This is a genomic window from Polaromonas sp. P3_A5 (assembly GCF_056403055.1).
Genome location: NZ_JBFUGF010000001.1, coordinates 231969 through 247645 on the forward strand (window position 1 = coordinate 231969; position 15677 = coordinate 247645).

The window sequence follows — 15677 nt, forward strand, 5'->3', positions numbered from 1 at the left end:
CTGTTGCGGGGCGGGTATTTAGCGCAGGATCACGGTCTGGCGCTTCCACGCGGCGTCCTGCGAACGGGCGAAGGCCGCCAGCGTTCCCGGGTCACCGGCCTGCTTCTCGGCCGTCAAGCTGTCCATGCGCGCCACCTCGAAACTGCGGCGCAGGCGCCCGGCAATGCGGGTCTCGCGGGCCAGCAGCATGTGAGGCGTGCCGCGCACCCAGCCGGCAAATTCCACATAGCCCAACTCGGGGCCATTGCTGGCGGGCGGCAGCACCTCAATCGTCCATTGCCCGGATCTTTTGCGAAACACCCACAGCTCGCGCCAGGCGTCCAGCGGCTGCACCGCGAGCGCCAGGGCCTGGCCATCCGGGTGGGCGCTGGCGGACGCGGTCCACACGATGCCGTAGGTGCAGCGCCTGGCCACGGCCTCCTTGCCGGGTTTGCCGTCGGCCTTGTTTTCGTACAGCGCCACGCAGGTTTCGCCGGCCTGGCCCGTCTCGGTGGCTACCGTCAGTTTGGCGAAGCGGGGTAGCGCGGTTTCAGCGCCCCATCGTGAGGCGCCCACTCGAATCGCCGCGTCGTTGTAGTCCTGCCTGTCGTTGTCCGTCAGCTCCAGCTTGTTCACCGCCGCGAGTTCCGCCAGGGCGCGCTGGGCGGCTGCCGTGGGTGCTTCGGCCCGGCGCGCCTGCTCAAACGCCAGGCTGGCGTGCACGCCGGCACGGCGCAGGCGCAAACGGTTTTTGCTGACTTCAGGCAACTGGGCGAACTGCGCGGCGCTGACCTTGTCCAGCACTTCGGCGCGCCACTGGTCTTGCGTGAAGCGGTCCTGCGGATGCAGGTCGGGGCTCATGCAGTCGGGGCGGGTCACGGCCAGCGCGGCGCGTGCGCGTTGCTCGGCGTCGGATGGCAGCGCCAGCACACGGCGAAAGGCCTCGCCGTTGTAGCAAAGCTGCATGCTTCCGTTCTGCTCATAACCCTTAAAGTTCACGCCATAAAAGGTGGCCACTTCCATGTGCGCAGAGATCACGTCACTCGTGGCCTTGCCGTGCTTCATGGAGGCGCGGCGCGCCAGGCGTTCGGCCATGGTGCCCAACGCATCAAAGGCTTCCGCGCCTATGGCGTCTGCCGGCGCGGCCTTGAGGTAAGCGGCCGTGTACGCAATGCCCAGGGCTTCGGCGCCCGGGCTTTCGCGCAGGAAGCGCACCACCGAGAGGAGCTGCGGCGCGTCCTCGGGCTGCAGCGAGACCGTGCGAACCTGACTCACGTGGATGAAGCCCGCGCGTTCACGCCTGTGGTCGTAGACCTGCAGGTAATCCATGCGCTGGCCGCGGATCTCGAGCGCGTCGCCTTGCCACAGGGCCGCCTGCTGTGCGGCCGAATCACGCGGCGCGGCGCGCAGGGTGGCCTGGTCCTGCGTCACGATGGCGAGGGTAAGAAGTGCGGTGGTGATCATTATTCGGCCTCTTCTTTGTCGTTGTTGTCTTGCGTGCCGGCGTCGCGCGGCGCTTGCGCCACGGTGCGGCCGGCCTTGGGCGCGCCGCCCAGCAGGCCCGCGCCCACAAAGCCGCCGCTGGTGGAGGGCGGGGCGATGATCACGGTGATCTTGTCGCTGAGCTTGTCGGCCATGGTCTTCTGGATCAGCAGCGGGTGGCGCGTGATCAGCACGCCTTCACGTGCCATCTGCTCGCTGTTGATCTTGCCCACGCGGTCCAGCCGGTAGGCTTCGGCATCCGCCAGTTTCTGGCGCGAATCGGCTTCGCCCGATGCCTCGATGCGCCGCGCCTGGGCGCTGCCCTCCGCCGTGCGTATGCGTGACTGCTTGTCGGCTTCGGCTTCGAGCTGGCGCTGCTCGATCTGCTTTTGCTTGAAGGGCAGGACATGTTTCATGGCTTCTTCCTGCGCTTTGGCTGCAATTACCTGTTCACTGGCGGCGGCCTGCGCATTGGTTTCACGGCGTATTTTTTCGGCCATCGCGTCCAGCTCGGTTTCCTTGACGCGCTTTTCCTTCAGGGCCAACGTGTAGCGCATCTTTTCCGTGGCCAGCTCTTCGGCCAGCAGCTTGTCCATGCCCTGGCGGTAGTCGGCGGGCAAGTCGACCTTGCCCATCTGCACCGTGCGCAGCAGGATGCCGTCGGCCGCGAGCTTGGGTTTGAGTTCGGCTTCGATGAGCTGCTGGATCTCGGCACGCTTGCTTGAGAAGATCTCCCGTACGGTGTAGCGGGTGAAGGTCTTGTAGATCACGCCTTGCACGGCGGGCTGTACGATCTGGCCGGCAATGTCGTCAGGCAGGTTTTTCGACAGTGCGTTCACCTTGGTGGGGTCCAGTGCATAACGCACCGTGATGTCCACACCCAGCGACATGCCTTCAATCGACTGGAAGGGCGAGGGGCCGTCGGCACGGCTGCTGCCTTCAGGGCGGTAGACCTGGTCGCGCAGCGAGAAGGTACGCACCTCGTGCAGGCCGGGCAGCAGCAGCAGGGAACCTTCGCGGAATTCGTCGACGCCGCCGGTCAGCTGGTTGGTGCGAATCGCCACGTCGCCGCGCGCCACCGATTCCATGGGAGGGTGCACCCACAGCAGGTAGCCGACCGCGCCCGCCGCGGCGGTGGCGATCATCAGGCCGCTGGCGCTGGCGGCGCGCTGCACCCCTGTGGCAGCGATACGGCGGGTGCCGCGCACCCCCCTGGAAAAGATGGCGCGGATGCGCAGGGAAATACGGCTAAGGCGTGGGTTCATGATGGGCTCCTCCGGTTGGTTTGGCGAGAGGCGCGGGTTGCGCTTTCTCTGGCCTCCATTGTTCGAATCGGGCCCGGAGCATTCAATGCGCCTGCGCGGTGTCTTTGCACGGTTTGGCGGCGGCAACCCTCCGCCAACGGAAGAAACACTCACACGGCCTGGCGCAGGCCACACCCATAATGGCGACACCCCATCCTCTTGAGGCCTCATGACCAAAATTGCCGTGATCGAAGACGACCTGCCCATGAGCAACCAGCTCAAGGGCTGGATTGAATCGGCCCGTCCGGGCATCCAGGTCGACCAGTGGTTCAACCGCGACGATGCCGAGGCCGCCGTTGCCCGCGAAGGCTATGACGCCGTGGTGCTGGACATCGAACTGGGGCGCGAACGCCATGCCGGCGTGGCCATCATCAACGCCATCAACAAGCAGCGGCAGGGTACGCCCGTGCTGGTGGTGTCCGCCATGCCGGCCGCCATCTACCGCAGCATCATGAAAGCTCTGGACGCCTGGGACTATCTGCAAAAAACCACGTTTGAGGAGGCCGACTTCATCGAGACCTTCCTGGACATCCTGCGGACCGCCAAGGCCAAACCCGCAGGCAGGGCGCCAGCCGGCGACAGCCAGGAACTGCAGCTGGACCCGCTGCGACAGAACACCGCCATCTGGCGCGGGCAGCGCGTGAATCTGCCGCTGACGGCGCAACGCATCCTGGCAGCGCTGCACGCGCGCCGCGGCGAGGTCGTGAGTTACGACGACCTCTACCAGGTGGTCAAGAGCGGCCGCAACCGCGACAACATCCGCAAGCACGTCAGCACGATTCGCGACGCGTTCAAGGAAATCGATGCGGCCTTTGACGGCATTGAAAACATCCCGATGCGAGGCTTTCGCTGGGCTGAGGCGCCGGAGCCCCCGCGCGGCAGAGGCAAGGCGTGAAGCTGCCCACCCGCCTGGATGTCGAGCGCCTGCTGCCGGCGCGCGTACCCTTCGGCCTGCGCGTATTTTTTCGCGGCGCTTTTTTTCTGCTGGCATTGGCCACCGTCGCCCTGGCCATCGCCGTGTTGCAAGACGAAAAGGAGCGCAGCTACCGCAATTACCAGGACGGCTTTCGCAAGAACCAGGCGCAGATCGCCGCCAAGCTGCGCCATCCCACGGGCCAGCTGGTGCTGCTCAACCCCACGGCCTACGAGCATGAGGTGACGCCGCTGCGCCCGTTGGTGCTGCCTTTTTCGGCCCTCGATTTCGACGATCGCAACAAGGCCCAGCAGGCAGTGGAGATGGCCGGCTGCCTGGTGCAATACCCCGACGCGGCGTCGATGTGCGTGGCCGTCGGCAACAACCCCTTTGCCGGCGGTTTTCTTTATGCCGTCGGCAGCTTCAACAGCGGGCCCCTGGTGTCGCACATCTCCGGAACGCTGGACTTAAGCCAGGCGCACCGCGCCCGCATCACGGTCGACATGCGCGGGCAGCGCTCCCGCTGGATCGCACCTTTCCAGGCCATGCAGGCCATGGACGAGGGGCGCAACGCCTCGCCTCTTGCCAATGCCAGAGGCCGGCTGGTCGGCTTTGCCGATGAGGGCCCGATCACGCCGGCCAGCCGGCCCGTGCGCGACTTCCGCGGCTGGCTTTGGCAAGACAGCCGCTGCGTGGACGGCACGCTGGCGGCAGACCCTGATTGTGCCCGGCGTGCCTTTGTCAGCGTGCGCCTGCCGGTGGAGCTTTTTCGCGAAGCCCTGTTTACCAAAGGGCCTGCGGGCATCGTCTGGCCGCCGGCTGACCTGGACCAGATCAAGGTGCAGGTGGAAATGCTGGCCCCCGGCGAGGGCAAGCCGTTGTTTGACAGCAATGCCGCAGGCGCCACGGCGCCATTCTCATGGGCTGAGCTCACCCCCTTGCTGTTGCCCGGCGAAAAGCTGCGCATCCGCAAGCTGGGCGCCGCCGGCGCCAGCACTGACATCGTGGCGCTGTCCGGCGCAGAGGCGACAGAGCGCTCCTCCCCCCTGATCGCTTACCTGATACGCCGGCTGCAAGTCGATGGCTACGACGCACCCATCACCAGCACCGACATCATCAGCACGCCGCTGGGGCGCTATGAGCTCACGCTGACCGGCGACATCCGCACCGTCAACAAGGCCCTGACGGCTGTGGCCACCCGTGTGTCCTGGTTTGTGGGGGCCATGCTGCTGGCCATCTTTGTGACCTGGCTGGCCATTGAGCTGCGCATCATCCGCCGCATCACCGAACTCACCCGCCGCGCCGCTACCGTGTCCAAGGGCGTGCGCGCCAGCGACAACCTGGCGACGGTTGACCTGGCCGACCTGCGCGGCGGCGACGAGCTGGGTGTGCTGGCCGGCGGCCTGCAAGACCTGCTGCAGCGCGTCAATGAAGACGTGCGCCGCGAACAGATCCGCGTCGCCCAGGAAAAAGACACCTGGCACGCGGTAGGCCACGAAATCATGTCGCCCCTGCAATCGCTCATGGTGCTGCACGGAAGTGCCGACGACCCGGCGCACCGCTACATCAGCCGCATGCAGCAGGCCGTGCGCGTGCTCTACGGCAGTGCGTCGCCCAGCGAAGCCTTTGAATCCACCGCGCTCAATCTGCAGACGCTGGATGCCAATGAATTCCTGAGCCATGTGGCGCGCAACGCTGAGGCCGCGGGCATTCCCGGTGTGGCTTTTGATCCGCTGGCCCAGCCGGTCAGAGTGCGTGCCGACGAGTATTCGCTGGAAGATGTCGTGTCACATGTGCTGCGCAACGCTGATCGCTACCGTTTGCCCGGCAGCCTGATTCGCATCACGCTGTCGCGGCAGGCACAGGAAGGCACAGCGCCCGAGGCAGTGATCAGCATCAGCAACCAGGGCCCGCAGATCGAGGCCGGCCTGTTGGACAAGATTTTCGAGTACGGCGTGTCTGACCAGCCAGATACCGGCGTGGCGGGACAGCGCGGGCAGGGCCTGTTTGTCGCCAAAACCTATATGGCCAAGATGGGCGGCACCATCACCGCGTACAACCGGGATAGCGGTGTTTGCCTGGAGTTGCGCCTGCAGTGCGCTGTCGGCTGATCCCTGATTCCATTGCTAATTCGCTGCGAGAGTAGGCGCGCCGCCGCAGACAGTGCTTAGGGCCTGCCAATGCCATTTATGCAGATGCGTTGCGAGTCAAAAAGGCCTTGAGCAAGGCGCAAAACGCAGGCGGGGTAGACCCCGTCAAGGCTTTGCAACGCCGCGCAAGGCCTTTTTGATCGCAACCCGGAGGGAATGGGGTGAAAACGGCGCCACTCGGCGTTGCGCTTCTAGCCAGACAAAAGTCTGGGCGTCGTCGCGCGCCTTGATTGGCACCGTTTTCACCCCATTCGCATTTGCATAAATGGCATTGGCAGGCCCTGGCACGGCAAGGCGGCGTAACGACCTATCGCAGCGAATTAGCAATGGAATAAAAATCAAAGCCCCCAGTGAGCGGTAACTCGCTGGAGGCCTTGTCTTGCCAGACGGACCGGTAAGTCCGCTGCCATGGAAGAAAGTATCTCCCGGGAGTGGCCGAATAATTTGCCTGATTTGCTGCTGAATTTCCCATAAACAGATAAAAAATCTGTAAAACAGAAAATTTCAGATAAATTACCTGAATGGATACTTTAGACCGGAAAATCCTTCAGGTTTTGCAGGCTGACGCGCGCACCAGCCTGCAAGACATCGGTCAGGCCGTGGGCCTGAGCCCCTCGCCCTGCTGGGGCCGCATCAAGAAGATGGAGGAAGCCGGCGTGATCGAGGGCTACACGGTGCGCCTCAATGCGCAGGCGCTGGGCCTGGGCGACACGGTGATGGTGCAGGTCACGCTGGACAGCCATTCCGACAACACGTTGGAGAAATTCGGCGAGACGCTGGCGGCGATCCCCGAGGTGATAGAGGCTTATCTGGTGTCCGGCGAATACGACTACCTGCTGCGCATCGCGGTGCACGACACCAAGGACTACGAGCGCCTGCTGCGCGAGCGGCTCTACAAGATCAAAGGCATACGCCACAGCAAGTCCAGCTTTGTGCTGCGCACCCTCAAGAAGGCTGACCTGCCCCTGCTGACGGGCTGAGCCAGGCGAAGGTCAGCGCTGACAGCGGCCGTTGGGGCCGGCTGACAGCTGCGCGAACCTCACCCGCCCACACTGACGAATGCCCTGCATCATGCAGGGCGCGGGCATTGCCGTCATTTCTTCAGGGGGTTTTATGCGATCGATTGCCTGTCAACGCGTCTGGCATGTTCTGGCGCTGTGCGCGGCATTCGCCTGTACGCTGGCCGCGTGCGGTGACACCGCCCTGTTGCCGCCGGAGGCCGGTATGGGCGCCAATCCAACCCTGCCCAAACCCAACAAGACCTTGTTTCCCACGGTGAACATTGCGCCGGCCAAGGGCTGGCCCGAGGGTGCTATGCCCACGCCCATGGCGGGCCTGGGCGTGACGGCCCTGGCTGGCGGCCTGGACCATCCGCGCTGGGTCTACGTGCTGCCTAACGGCGACGTGCTGGTGGCTGAAAGCAATGCGCCACCCAAGCCGGAAGATGGCAAGGGCATCCGCGGCTGGTTCATGAAAAAGGTGATGGGCCGGGCCGGCGCCGGCGCGCCCACGGCCAACCGCATCACCCTGCTGCGCGACGCCGACGGCGACGGAAAGGCCGAAAGCCGCAGCGTGTTTCTGGAAAACCTCAACTCGCCTTTCGGCATGGTACTGGTGGGCAACGATTTCTACGTGGCCAACACCGATACTGTTGTGCGCTTTCCTTACCAGCCGGGCCAGACCCGCATCACGGCGGCGCCCGTCAAGGTGGTGGACCTGCCGGCCGGCCCCATCAACCACCACTGGACCAAAAATATCATTGCCAGTCCGGACGGCAGCAAGCTGTATGTCACCGTCGGCTCCAACAGCAATGTGGGCGAACGCGGCATGGAGGCCGAAACTGGCCGCGCCGCCATCTGGGAGGTCGATGCCAAAACCGGCAGCCACCGCGTGTTTGCCTCTGGCCTGCGCAATCCGAACGGCATGGGTTGGGCACCCGGCAGCGGCGCACTTTGGACGGTGGTGAACGAGCGCGACGAGATCGGCAGCGACCTCGTACCCGACTACCTGACTTCGGTGCGCGATGGTGTGTTTTACGGCTGGCCCTACAGCTATTACGGCCGGCACGTGGACGACCGCGTCAAGCCGCCGCGTCCGGACTTGGTGGCGCAAGCGGTTTCACCCGACTACGCGCTGGGCTCCCATGTCGCGCCATTGGGCATGGTGTTTTCAGAAGGCAATGCGCTGCCGCCATCACTGGCCATGGGAGTTTTTATCGGTGAACACGGTTCCTGGAACCGCGTGCCGCACAGCGGGTACAAGGTGGTGTTCGTGCCTTTTCGCCAGGGCTTGCCGGCCGGTTTGCCGGTGGATGTGCTCACGGGTTTCCTGAGCCCCGAAGGCCATGCCTACGGCCGGCCGGTGGGCGTGGCGATGGACAAGCGCGGCGCGCTGCTGGTGGCTGACGATGTGGGCAACGTGGTCTGGCGGGTGAGCGCTAGCCAGCCGAAATAGAAGGTTTGGGTTTCTTAAGGGGAAAGTGCCTGAAGCCCTTATTTTATGAGCGCAAGCAGCTATTAATTTAATAGCGACTATGCTGCCTGAAATTGCATCAGGCTGTAGGCAACACCATGTCGGCGGTACCCGGGCAGACCCAGCGGGGATGTTCCCGCGAAGTGTCTATGCACCCGCCCGATGCATACACGCCCTTGGGTTCACGCATGCGCAGCATCAGTTCCAGGATTCGTGCCGTCTCGGCCGGGTCGGTGCTGGAGGCCTTGACGCCGGCTTCCACGATGCTTTCATTGATACGCAACTCGCCGGCTTCGTCGGTGTAGGTGGCATGCCGCCAGTGAAACAGCTCCAGGCATTTGGCCGTCAGGGTGTAGGGCTGCTCGCGTTTCCAGAAGTTGGTGAACTGCCCGTTGCCGATGTAGAACACCCAGGAGCCTTCATAGCCCGAAACGTCCGAAGAGTGTTCATCGGGGTTTCGGAACCATAGCCGGTCGCCGGGCACGTAATACCTGGGCGGCAGGGGTTGTTCCATCGTGCCGTATTCGCGCAGGAACACGTCGTGGAATTTGCCCGACATGATGGCCTGGCGCTCCCAGCGCTGCTGCAGCGCGGCCAGCAACGGCGGGTTGCAGGTTTCGAGTTCCTGCGCGATGGCCAGCAGGATCACGTATTCGGTCGCGCGGTAGCAGGAAAAGGAATACAGCTTGCCCGAGGCCTCGGGTTGGGTGGCTTTTTCCAGGGCGGGAATCAATGCGTGACCGGGCTTGACGGTAAAGCCAGCGTCTTCCGAGTAGACCCAGCAGTCCTCCGGCCGGTTGACTTCGGTGGTGTGAAATTCCAGTGCAGTCTTGCGCGCAGCCAGCACGATGTTGCGGCGTATGCGCACTGCCGATGCCAGCTCCGCATGGCTGGGAAATTCAAACGCGACCGGGCTGAGCAGCATGGCCAGAAGAATCTCTCGTTCCAGGTCTTCGCTGTTGTTCAGCGTATCCAGCTGCAGCCGTTCTGCCAGGCCCAGGGTGTCCAGGCCGGGCGCCCATTGTGCGGCGAGGCCGTCCGGCAGGCAGAAGCTTCTTGCGGCGGTGGAGCCCGGAAAAATCTCCCTGGTTTCCACGGCGTCCTGCAGGCCGAGCTTTTCAAGCTGCACCAGGAAACTGTAAGTGGAAGCTGCCAGCGCGCCGGTTGTTTCACCGTGAAGGCGAATTCCGACAGGACGAAGGCTGGGCATCAGGGCGGCGGTCATATTGCCGCAAAGTATCTTTGCTTGTGGTCGATTCGGCAATGGCGGAAAAACCACGAAGCCGGCTGCTCGCGGGCACGGTCAGGCGTAAGTAATCCAGCTTGCGTGTTCGGGCGCGTCCAGGTGTGGCAAGGTGTTGTAGGTCACCAGCATGTGCCGCTTGGGCGTAAAGGCAAACTCGGTAAGTGAGCAGTTGCGTATGCGCAGGTTCAGCTCTATCGTGGTTTCAGGGCTGGTGCCCAGCACATGGCCCACAGCGGTCGAGATGGGTCCGCCGCTGGAAACCAGCAGCACATTGCCGTTGTAACTGGCACGAATGTGGTTCAGGACAGAGGTTACACCCTCAACAAACTCGGTGTAGCTTGGCATGCCCTGGGGGCTGACCACGCCGGCCATCCACTGTGCCAGCCCGTCACGCAACAGCCGGAAGTGGCCGCGGTATTCCTCGGGCGTGGTGGGTTTTTCGAGCTTGTGCGGGTGAATGGCGCCGATGACTGCGTGGCTGTCATATTCATTGAGCCCGGGACGCTGTGTGGCTTGCATGGTGATACCCATGCCTTCACAGATCCCGGCAAAGGTATTGATCTGCCGCTGCAGCGTGCCGGTGAAAGCGGCGTCAAAGGTGATGCCCTTGTACTTGAAGTACTCGCCCAGACGCACGCTTTGCTGGCGCCCCATGGGGCTGAGCACGTCGTAGTCGTCTTCGCCAAATGAGGCCTGGCCATGGCGCACGAGGTAGAGGGTTCCCATGGCTGGAATTGTGTCGTGCGTGGCAACTGCGGCCAGTCACGCGTGCGACCGGTGCCGGCACCCAAAGGCCAATCCAGCCGGGGCCGCGGAACCGGCTTTGCCGGGCCGCAGGCGCAGCGCCCCCTCGGGGGGCAGCGCACTACGCGAAGCGAGAAGCGTGGGGGCCGGCAGCTAGCACCTTGGCGACAGTCGCCGTGTCCACATTCCCGCCGCACAAGGTGGTGCCCACCACCAGGCCTTTGAGCCGGCCGCGCTCCTGCATGGCCGCAGCAAAACTTGCCGCACCCGCGCCTTCGGCCACGTTGTGTGTGTCGGCATAAAGGTCGCGCATGGCCTGGGCTACTTCGTCGTCCGTCACCTTCACGACGCGTTCCAGGTGCGGCAGCAAAATATCAAGTGCTGCCTGGTCGGCGACGCGGCAGGCCATGCCGTCGGCCAGGTAGGTAGTCACCGGTGCTTCAATCACGCGCCCCGCGGCCAGCGAGTCGGCGTAGGTGGTGGCGTGCGCGCTGACCACGCCCACGATGCGCAGCTTGCGGCCCAGCGCCAGCTTGGCGGCAACGGCCGAACACGCGCCCGAGCCCTGGCCTATCGGCACATACACCACGTCGAGTTGCGGCACCGCCAGCATGAATTCCCACCAGTAGGTGCTGACGCCGCGCAGCAAATCCGCATGAAAGCTCGGCACCATGTGGGCGCCGCGTTCGGCAGCCAGCCTCTTTGCAAACTCGCGGCTTTCCTGGAAGTCGTTGCCGTGCTCGATCAGTGTGACGCCCAGTGCGCGCATGGCGGCGTTTTTCTCCACCGCATTGCCATGCGGAACCACGATGGTGCAAGGCACGCCGTGCGCGCGGGCGGCCCAGCCTATGCTCTGGCCGTGGTTGCCGCGTGTGGCGCTGATGGCTTCTCGCGGCAGCTCGCCGCGTTGCCTGAGTGCCTCAAAGTAGGTGAGCCCGCCGCGCAGCTTGAACGCGCCCACCGGTGTGTGGTTCTCGTGCTTGATCCAGCAGTCGGCGCCCAGCCGCTGGCTGGACAGGCCCCAGCGGTACTGCGGCGTGGCCTGGAACTCGCGGTAGACGACACGGGCCGCATCTTCAATCTCCTGCAGCGAAGGCAGCATGCTGTTCCCCAGCTCCGGCGCGCGGTCGAGTACCGTGCTCATTGGGTGGCCTCCGCTTTGCGAGCTGCGGCATTCGCCTTGGGAACGGCCCGGCGGCTCATGCGGCCACCCGCTTTTCAGTCAGCAGGCGCAGCGCCAGCAAGCCCAGCACGGTGCCCATCACATAGCGCTGCACGCGCATCCAGCTGATATTGCGGTTGAGGAAACCGGCAATCGCCGCGGCGAAGCAGATCAGCACTGTGTTCACACCCGTGCTGACGCTGATCTGCACGGCGCCCAGCGTCAGGCTTTGCAGCAGCAGGTCGCCGCGTTCTGGGTGCAAAAACTGCGGGAAGAACGAGAGATAAAACATGGCGACCTTGGGGTTGAGCAGGTTGGTCATAAAACCCATGAGGAAGAGAGTGCGCGGCGGGTCGTGCGGCAGCTCGCGCGTTTCAAAAGGCGCCAGGCCCCCGGGCTTGACGGCTTGCCAGGCCATCCAGAGCAAATAGGCCGCGCCCGCCACCTTGATCGCATCAAAGGCCAGCGGCACGGCCAGCAGCAGTGCGGTTAGCCCGAACGACGCGGCCAGCAGATGGACGACAAACCCCAGCGCCACGCCGCTAAGCGATACCAGCCCGGCGCGGGGGCCCTGGCACAGCGTGCGTGAGATGCAGTAAATCATGTTAGGCCCGGGCGTGAGCACCAGCACCAGGGCGGCGAGAGCAAACCAGGCGAGTTCAGTGGACGTCAACATTTCAGGCTCCTTTGGATTCCAGGGTGACGAGGCCGCGCGGCGTCTGCAGCGTGGCGATGAGATTGGGCGGGCCTTGCGAGAGGCCTACACCGGCCAGCCCTATGGCCTCGTAGCCGCCGCGCAATGCGTCGGGGCGCGGGTGGCTGGCGTGCAGCGATTGCAGCGTGACGCCTGAGGGCGCCATGCCATCGGCCGGATGCACGTCGCCCCACTGGATCAGCGTGGGCAGCGCACCGTAAAACAGCCTCTGACCATCTTCACGCACGGTGATTTTCCAGCTGAGCTGGCCTTGCGGCGTCATGCGCGAGACGTCCAGCGCCTCACCGCGATCCAGCCCCAGGCGGGAAAGCGCCCGCACCGCCGCGATCACACGGGGCGTCGAGGCGACAAAGTGCGCGAGCTGCGGGCCGGTCTTGCTCAGCCGCAGCTGCAACTCATGATCATCCAGGTCATACCAGCGTCTGGCCGGTGCCGTACGCGGGGTTTGCTTGTCCGGATTGATTGCAATGATTTCGAAATAGGCGCGTGGAAAGGCCGGCGAGGCCACTGTGAAGAGCCGGTTGTGCGTGCCCATCAGCGGATGCTCGCCGCCCGGCCCGGGCGTGATGCCCAGCACGCGTTCGCACCACTGCACGCCTTCGGCGAGGCCGGCCGCCACCACCACGAGGTGGTCGACCTGTGAGGCCAGCGGCGGGAGTGCGGTGCTGCGTTCCATGGTGAGGGCTGGTTCCTAAAGCGTCACGCTTCCGTCAATGCAGGTGACCGATTCGCCGCCCACCCACACCTGGCCGGCTGCATCGCGCTCGATATGCACCTGACCGGCGCGGCCCAGGCAGACACCTTGCGAGGCGGTATAGCGCTCGGGCGCGTGGCCTTCGGCAATCAGCCACTGGGCCAGGCTGGCATTGAGGCTGCCGGTGACGGGGTCTTCGTCGACGCCGATGGGAGCGGCGAAGGCCCGCACTTCGAAATCAGGGGTTGTTTCAGGTGCGGAGGCTGCGAACGCCTTGGCTTCGCGGTTGGCGCGTGCAATCAACGGCGCGGTTTCCTCACGTGGGTAGCGCGCCACCACGCCGACTTTGGTGCCCAGCTTGGCCAGCGCCTTGTGATCGGGCGCCAGTTGCAGCACGGTCTCCGGGCTGTCCAGCAGCAAGCCCAGCCACATCGGGCCGTTGTCCAGGCACTGGGCGGCGAGGATGCTTGTCGCTTTTAATCCCAGCGCGCCGGCTACCTGTGCCAGCAACGAGGGGCTGGGCGCGGAGCGCTTCAGGGCCGGCGCGGCAAATGCGAGGCGCCTTGTGCCCGTCTCGCGGCGAATCTTCACCAAGCCTACTTTGCACTCCTGCACGATAAAGTCTTTGCTGTGCGGTTGCCCACCGGCTTCCAGCCAGCTGTGGCAGCTGCCCAGCGTGGGGTGGCCGGCAAAAGGCAGTTCGCCGCCGGGTGTGAAGATGCGCACGCTGTAATCAGCCGTGGCGTCTGCGGGTGGCAACAGGAAAGTGGTTTCCGAGAGGTTGGTCCACTTGGCAAAGCGCTGCATGGCGGCGTCATCCAGGCCGCTGCCGTCGATTACCACGGCCAGGGGGTTGCCGAAGTAAGGGGTGGGTGTGAACACGTCGACTTGCTTGAATGCGCGCTGCTTCATGGGGTTTCTCGGTTTTCCAGGATAGGTTTGAAGATTTATGACAAAGGCAGGTCCAGCACGCCGCGCGTGGCGGGCCGTGCCAGGAGGGTTTGGTACCAGCGGTCCAGGTGGGGCCGAATGGGCCGCGGCTGCGGCAAGCCGAACCAGCGGTGCATTTCGCAGCCCAGCGGGATGTCGGCCATGCTGAACTGGTCTCCGCCCATGAACGCATGGTCAGCCAGGTGCGCATCGAGCAGTGCCAGCAGCGCTTCGGTGGCGGCTACGGACTGCGCGATCAGTTCTGCATTGCGCTGCTCCGCAGGCGTGCGAATCCACTGCACGAAAGCCGTGCGTCCGGCCGGGTTGAAGGTGGTCTGCTGCCAGTCCATCCACTGCTCGGCGGCAAAGCGTTGCGGCAGCGCTGTGGGATAAAAATTGCCTGGCGAGTGCTTGGCGCACAGGTAGCGCACGATGACATTGGACTCCCAGATGAGCACTTCACCGTCTTCCATCAGCGGGACCAGCGCATTCGGGTTCTTGCGCCGGTAATCGGCCTCCTTGACGATACCGAACTGGCCCCCGGCGTCGGTTCGCTGCATCGTGAGCCCCAGCTCCTGCGCGGCCCACACGACTTTTCGCACGTTGATGGAGCTGATGCGCCCCCAAAGATGAAGCATGTCAGACCCCTTTCGCGTTCATCATGCTGCCGCGCGCAGTTGAGGCACGCCGGCAGGTAGTTGCTCGCGTATGGCCGCAGCCAGCGCGGCGATGCCGATGTTGATCTGCTCGACGCTGGACGTGACGAACGAGAGGCGCAGCGTGCGGGCGTCGGCATGGTCGGCGTAGAAGGCCCAGCCGGGCACAAAGGCCACGTTGCGCTCCACGGCCTTGGGCAGCAGGTCGATGGCGTTCATGCCTTCAGGCAGGCGCACCCACAAAAACATGCCGCCGGCCGGTGTGTTCCAGCTCACACCTTCGGGCATGCCCTGCTTCATCGCGGCCAGCATCGCGTCGCGCTGCGATTTGTAGAGCGCGCGAATGGTCGGCACGTGGCGGTCCAGGAAGTTGTTCTTCATGGTCTCGACCACCATGCGCTGGTTAAAGCCCGGCGTGTGCAGGTCGGCCGCTTGCTTGGCTTGCAGCAGCTTGGGGTAGAGCGACTTGGGCGCGACCAGAAAGCCCAGGCGCAAACCCGGCGCCAGGATTTTCGAGAACGAGCCCATGTAGACGCAGCCTTCCGGGTTGCGCGCGGTGAGCGGCAGCGGCGGCGGCGTGTCAAACCACAGGTCGCCATAAGGGTTGTCTTCGACGATGGGCAGGCCCAGGCGCGCAGCCTCGGCGCTCAGCGCGGCACGGCGCGTCTCGGTCATGGTGCGGCCGGTCGGGTTCTGGAAGTTGGGCAGCACGTAGAAGAAGCGCGCGCCAGCAGCTTTGCTGGCGAGATCCTTGATGTCGACGCCTTCGTCATCGCTGGCCACGCCGACGATTTCGGGCTCCATCGGTGTGAAGGCCTGCAGCGCGCCCAGGTAGGTGGGCGTTTCCACCAGCACGCGGCTACCGGCGTCGATCAGGATCTTGGCGATCAAATCCAGGCCCTGCTGCGAGCCGGTGGTGATCAACACCTGCGCTGGGTCCACATCCCAAGGCAGCATGGCGGCCACCATCTCGCGCAGCGGGGCGTAGCCTTCGCTGGCCGCGTATTGCAGCGCGGCATGGCCGTCTTCGCGCAGCACCTTGTCGCACGCTTCACGAAAGGCGGCGACCGGAAAGGTCTTGGGCGAGGGCAGTCCGCCGGCAAAACTGATGATGCCGGGCTTCTCCGTGACCTTGAGGATCTCGCGGATCACCGAGGGGTTCATTTTTTTGGCGCGCTGCGCTTGGGTCCATTCCATTTCACTCTCCTCCTGATGGGCTGTCAAAGACAA

The 15677-nt window shown here is 64.5% G+C and carries 14 protein-coding genes; 4 read left to right on the forward strand and 10 right to left on the reverse strand.

Features of this window, described 5'->3' with window-relative positions; all coding sequences use genetic code 11:
- Positions 1–18: 18 nt before the first annotated feature.
- Both AC1DU8_RS01185 and AC1DU8_RS01190 read right to left on the reverse strand, forming a co-directional pair.
- Positions 19–1443, reverse strand: coding sequence for a hypothetical protein (locus AC1DU8_RS01185; protein WP_457281431.1), 1425 nt, complete (start codon positions 1441–1443; stop codon positions 19–21).
- Entirely contained in the window at positions 1443–2726 is a 1284-nt protein-coding gene (locus AC1DU8_RS01190; protein WP_457281430.1) for an SPFH domain-containing protein, read from the reverse strand. Before AC1DU8_RS01190 ends, AC1DU8_RS01185 begins: the two co-directional genes overlap by 1 nt.
- 208 nt (positions 2727–2934) lie before the next feature.
- Between AC1DU8_RS01190 and AC1DU8_RS01195 the strand changes: the two genes are divergently transcribed.
- The 4 genes from AC1DU8_RS01195 to AC1DU8_RS01210 all read left to right on the forward strand — a co-directional run bounded on the left by AC1DU8_RS01195 (position 2935) and on the right by AC1DU8_RS01210 (position 8282).
- Positions 2935–3660: a response regulator transcription factor gene (locus AC1DU8_RS01195; protein WP_477666461.1), complete on the forward strand. Its 726-nt coding sequence runs from the start codon at positions 2935–2937 to the stop codon at positions 3658–3660.
- Positions 3657–5789: a sensor histidine kinase gene (locus AC1DU8_RS01200; RefSeq protein WP_477701548.1), complete on the forward strand. Its 2133-nt coding sequence runs from the start codon at positions 3657–3659 to the stop codon at positions 5787–5789. The genes AC1DU8_RS01195 and AC1DU8_RS01200 overlap by 4 nt, the downstream gene beginning before the upstream one ends.
- Before the next feature lie 560 nt (positions 5790–6349).
- Entirely contained in the window at positions 6350–6808 is a 459-nt protein-coding gene (locus AC1DU8_RS01205) for an Lrp/AsnC family transcriptional regulator (protein ID WP_457281426.1), read from the forward strand.
- A gap of 133 nt (positions 6809–6941) precedes the next feature.
- On the forward strand, positions 6942–8282 hold the full coding sequence (locus tag AC1DU8_RS01210) for a PQQ-dependent sugar dehydrogenase (RefSeq protein WP_477701985.1): 1341 nt from the start codon (positions 6942–6944) through the stop codon (positions 8280–8282).
- A gap of 97 nt (positions 8283–8379) precedes the next feature.
- On the opposite strand, the gene AC1DU8_RS01215 is transcribed toward AC1DU8_RS01210, so the two are convergent.
- From AC1DU8_RS01215 to AC1DU8_RS01250, 8 genes are all read right to left on the reverse strand, one after another.
- On the reverse strand, positions 8380–9510 hold the full coding sequence (locus AC1DU8_RS01215) for a hypothetical protein (protein ID WP_477701986.1): 1131 nt from the start codon (positions 9508–9510) through the stop codon (positions 8380–8382).
- Between the two features lie 93 nt (positions 9511–9603).
- Positions 9604–10272 (reverse strand): histidine phosphatase family protein, encoded by a 669-nt coding sequence (locus AC1DU8_RS01220; RefSeq protein ID WP_477701961.1) that lies wholly within the window; start codon positions 10270–10272, stop codon positions 9604–9606.
- 139 nt (positions 10273–10411) lie between these two features.
- Positions 10412–11434 carry a threonine dehydratase gene (locus tag AC1DU8_RS01225; RefSeq protein ID WP_477666463.1) on the reverse strand — a complete coding sequence of 341 codons (1023 nt, stop codon included), beginning with the start codon at positions 11432–11434 and terminating at the stop codon, positions 10412–10414.
- Positions 11435–11489: 55 nt separating this feature from the next.
- Positions 11490–12128 carry a LysE family translocator gene (locus AC1DU8_RS01230; protein WP_457281423.1) on the reverse strand — a complete coding sequence of 213 codons (639 nt, stop codon included), beginning with the start codon at positions 12126–12128 and terminating at the stop codon, positions 11490–11492.
- A gap of 1 nt (position 12129) precedes the next feature.
- Positions 12130–12843 (reverse strand): VOC family protein, encoded by a 714-nt coding sequence (locus AC1DU8_RS01235; protein ID WP_477666464.1) that lies wholly within the window; start codon positions 12841–12843, stop codon positions 12130–12132.
- Positions 12844–12858: 15 nt separating this feature from the next.
- Positions 12859–13773 carry a PhzF family phenazine biosynthesis protein gene (locus AC1DU8_RS01240; RefSeq protein ID WP_457281421.1) on the reverse strand — a complete coding sequence of 305 codons (915 nt, stop codon included), beginning with the start codon at positions 13771–13773 and terminating at the stop codon, positions 12859–12861.
- Positions 13774–13808: 35 nt separating this feature from the next.
- A complete protein-coding gene (locus AC1DU8_RS01245; protein WP_457281420.1) occupies positions 13809–14429 on the reverse strand; it encodes a glutathione S-transferase family protein in 621 nt (206 codons plus the stop codon).
- A 21-nt stretch (positions 14430–14450) separates the two neighbouring features.
- Entirely contained in the window at positions 14451–15644 is a 1194-nt protein-coding gene (locus tag AC1DU8_RS01250) for an aminotransferase-like domain-containing protein (protein ID WP_477726362.1), read from the reverse strand.
- Between the last annotated feature and the right edge of the window lie 33 nt (positions 15645–15677).

What these genes read in the sequence shown, in the direction of transcription:
- AC1DU8_RS01215 (WP_477701986.1), bottom strand. Translation starts at nt 9,510, where the DNA reads ATGCCCAGCCTTCGTCCTGTCGGAATTCGCCTTCACGGTGAAACAACC.
- AC1DU8_RS01225 (WP_477666463.1), bottom strand. Translation starts at nt 11,434, where the DNA reads ATGAGCACGGTACTCGACCGCGCGCCGGAGCTGGGGAACAGCATGCTG.
- AC1DU8_RS01245 (WP_457281420.1), bottom strand. Translation starts at nt 14,429, where the DNA reads ATGCTTCATCTTTGGGGGCGCATCAGCTCCATCAACGTGCGAAAAGTC.
- AC1DU8_RS01185 (WP_457281431.1), bottom strand. Translation starts at nt 1,443, where the DNA reads ATGATCACCACCGCACTTCTTACCCTCGCCATCGTGACGCAGGACCAG.
- AC1DU8_RS01230 (WP_457281423.1), bottom strand. Translation starts at nt 12,128, where the DNA reads ATGTTGACGTCCACTGAACTCGCCTGGTTTGCTCTCGCCGCCCTGGTG.
- AC1DU8_RS01195 (WP_477666461.1), top strand. Translation starts at nt 2,935, where the DNA reads ATGACCAAAATTGCCGTGATCGAAGACGACCTGCCCATGAGCAACCAG.
- AC1DU8_RS01240 (WP_457281421.1), bottom strand. Translation starts at nt 13,773, where the DNA reads ATGAAGCAGCGCGCATTCAAGCAAGTCGACGTGTTCACACCCACCCCT.
- AC1DU8_RS01205 (WP_457281426.1), top strand. Translation starts at nt 6,350, where the DNA reads ATGGATACTTTAGACCGGAAAATCCTTCAGGTTTTGCAGGCTGACGCG.
- AC1DU8_RS01190 (WP_457281430.1), bottom strand. Translation starts at nt 2,726, where the DNA reads ATGAACCCACGCCTTAGCCGTATTTCCCTGCGCATCCGCGCCATCTTT.
- AC1DU8_RS01210 (WP_477701985.1), top strand. Translation starts at nt 6,942, where the DNA reads ATGCGATCGATTGCCTGTCAACGCGTCTGGCATGTTCTGGCGCTGTGC.
- AC1DU8_RS01250 (WP_477726362.1), bottom strand. Translation starts at nt 15,644, where the DNA reads ATGGAATGGACCCAAGCGCAGCGCGCCAAAAAAATGAACCCCTCGGTG.
- AC1DU8_RS01220 (WP_477701961.1), bottom strand. Translation starts at nt 10,272, where the DNA reads ATGGGAACCCTCTACCTCGTGCGCCATGGCCAGGCCTCATTTGGCGAA.
- AC1DU8_RS01235 (WP_477666464.1), bottom strand. Translation starts at nt 12,843, where the DNA reads ATGGAACGCAGCACCGCACTCCCGCCGCTGGCCTCACAGGTCGACCAC.